This is a genomic window from Planktothrix sp. FACHB-1355, from assembly GCF_014748295.1.
GTDB lineage: Bacteria > Cyanobacteriota > Cyanobacteriia > Cyanobacteriales > Aerosakkonemataceae > Aerosakkonema > Aerosakkonema funiforme_A.
In genome coordinates, this window is sequence record NZ_JACJUP010001025.1 from 1 (window position 1) to 2,525 (window position 2,525).

General features: G+C 41.6%; 2 protein-coding genes. One reads left to right on the forward strand and one right to left on the reverse strand.

Features of this window, described 5'->3' with window-relative positions; translation table 11 throughout:
• A partial coding sequence (locus H6S82_RS28475) for a transglutaminaseTgpA domain-containing protein (protein WP_191057120.1) occupies window positions 1–1,899 on the forward strand: 1,899 nt, incomplete at its 5' end.
• A gap of 70 nt (window positions 1,900–1,969) precedes the next feature.
• Here the strand turns inward: H6S82_RS28475 and H6S82_RS28480 are convergent.
• On the reverse strand, window positions 1,970–2,525 hold a 556-nt coding region (locus tag H6S82_RS28480), incomplete at its 5' end, for a hypothetical protein (RefSeq protein ID WP_347339561.1).

Genomic DNA, 2,525 nt, shown 5'->3' on the forward strand with positions numbered 1-2,525 from the left:
AGTCAGACGATGGCTTTTGCACCATTGCTGTTAGCATTTTTCGCGATCGCGCTGCCTGTGTTGGTGTTGGATTACCGCTCGCGATTGGGATTGGATCGGGAAAAAATTAACAGAGAAAGATTAAAAGATTTAAGAACTTTTCCGATTAAAAATGGCAAAGTTTTAGTATTTTACTTTTTTGTAATTCTGGGCATAGGGCTGGCTATTTTTGCTTTTATGCCCAGAGTACCGGGTTATCAAATACGGACATTTCCAGTTAGTTCTCCGATTGAGTTTAAAGGTAATTTCGACGGGCGATCGATTCGCAATCCGGGTTATGCTAACAACAGTAATGGCCAGGACGATCGCGGCACAGGTAGGGGAAAGAATAAGGAAAAAGGAGCGGGAGAACTTGACGATACTTTTTATTACGGTTTTAACGATACGATTAACCAAAATTTGCGCGGTTTTCTGAAGCCAAAAGTGGTGATGCGCGTGCGATCGCAAGCGGAAGGATTTTGGCGAGTTTTGGCATTCGATCGCTACACGGGTCAAGGTTGGGAAATTTCTCGTAACAACCAAGCGATGATGCTGGAACGTCCCAGTTGGTCTTATAAATTCTATATACCGACGCCGGCAATGGCTAATCGCACGCAGGAAGTAATTCAAAGCTATACAATTGTCTCTGAATTGCCGAATCTAATTCCGGCGATGCCGTCTGCCAGAGAAGTTTACTTCCCGGCGGAAAAAATAGCAATAGATCCAGAGGGAACTATCCGAGGGCCGGCATTAGTTGAAGGTCTGACTTACACAGTTATTTCGGGAGTTCCTTATCGCGATCGCAATCTTTTAAATAAAGCTTCTACCAACTATCCCAAAAATATTCGCAAATATTACCTAGAAGTTCCGCCTGCTATTAAGGATAAGGTGCGGAAACTGACGGAGGAAATTTTAGCAAATCAACAACAGGTAGCTAAGAATAAGAAACCGATTACTACTGCTTACGAAAAAGCTCTCTACTTGGCTCAATACTTGAAGCAAAACCCTAATTACAAACTGGAAAAGCTGCCACCTTTTTTAAAGGAAAATGAAGATTTGGTAGAAGCTTTTCTGTTTGGGTATAAGAATAGTCCTGCGGGAGAGAAAATTAGGGGTGGGTATGCAGACCACTTCACTACTGTTTATACGATTATGCTGCGATCGATCGGGATTCCAGCTAGGGTGGTTGGTGGTTTTGCGCCTGGGGAATTTAACCCTTTTACGGGGTTATATGTTGTCAAAAATACCGATGCTTATTTGATGACAGAAGTATATTTCCCTAAATACGGTTGGTTTGCTTTCGATCCAATTCCCGGTCATCCGTTGATTCCGCCTTCGCTCGAAGAAAGCCAAACTTTTACGGCAATCGAGAAGTTTTGGAAGTGGGTAGCGGGGTGGTTACCTTCACCAGTAAATAATTTCCTGACTACAGTATTTGGGGGAATTATTGCAGGGATATTTGGTGCGATCGCATGGTTTTTTGCCCTCTTCACTCAAGGTTGGGTGGGTTTATTTACGGGATTGTTAATTGCAATTGTTCTGGGATTTTTGGGTTGGTTAGCTTGGAATGGTTGGCAATATTGGCGTTACCAAAAATGGTTGAAAAAGCTGCATCCGATGGAAAGTATCTATCAGCAAATGCTGCGATGGTTAGCGGAAAAAGGTTTGCAAAAACATCCAGCTTGGACGCCGTTTGAGTATGCAAGCGCGTCGCGCCAGCACTATGGAGACGAACGTGCGGAAGCTATAGAAGAAATTTCGCAAGCTTATGTTAGTTGGCGATATGGAGGTGAGTCTCCTAATTTGGGTTATTTGCGGCGGAAATTGGAAGTTTTGAGAAAGTCGGAGTTACGAAAGATGGGAAGGCAGAGATCTGTTTAGAATAAATTAGGTAAAAAATTTCCCCCCTAAAAAAGGGGGGTTTTTGTTATTGAACATAGTTTAAATTTAGTTAAGCCAAAATTGCTTCTATTCTCTTTTGCATTTGCAGCATTTCCTGACGTTTTTCGGCAATCAAAGCTTTTTCTGTTCCACGTTGCTCTACTGTTTCTTGGTGATTCTTCTCTTGCTGTTCCAGGAGATTTTCATAAAGGGAAATTGCTTGTTCAATAACTTTGGTTGTTGATTCTATTTTAGTTTCAAAAACTTCATTCACAATTTCATCAAACTTTTCAGATACTTTATCCATTGACTCATCAAATTTTTGGAAGCCCAATTCTAAAACTTTGGCTTTAATTTGATTTTTCAGCCCATCAAAATCTAACAGTCCTAATCCTAATGAACCTGCGATCGCAGCTGCTACACTTGCTACTATTACAGCAACCAAACCAAGTCCTGTAAAAGCTAATAATCCAGCAGCTAAAGCGCCGCCTACACCTAGTCCGCCCATCAAACCACCAGCGCCCATAAAGTCATCTGAGATACTATTAATGGACAGTTTTAGTCGATCGCTAAAATGGGTATTTACTTGGTGATCGATATTTCTAAACTCAGATTGTATTTCCTCT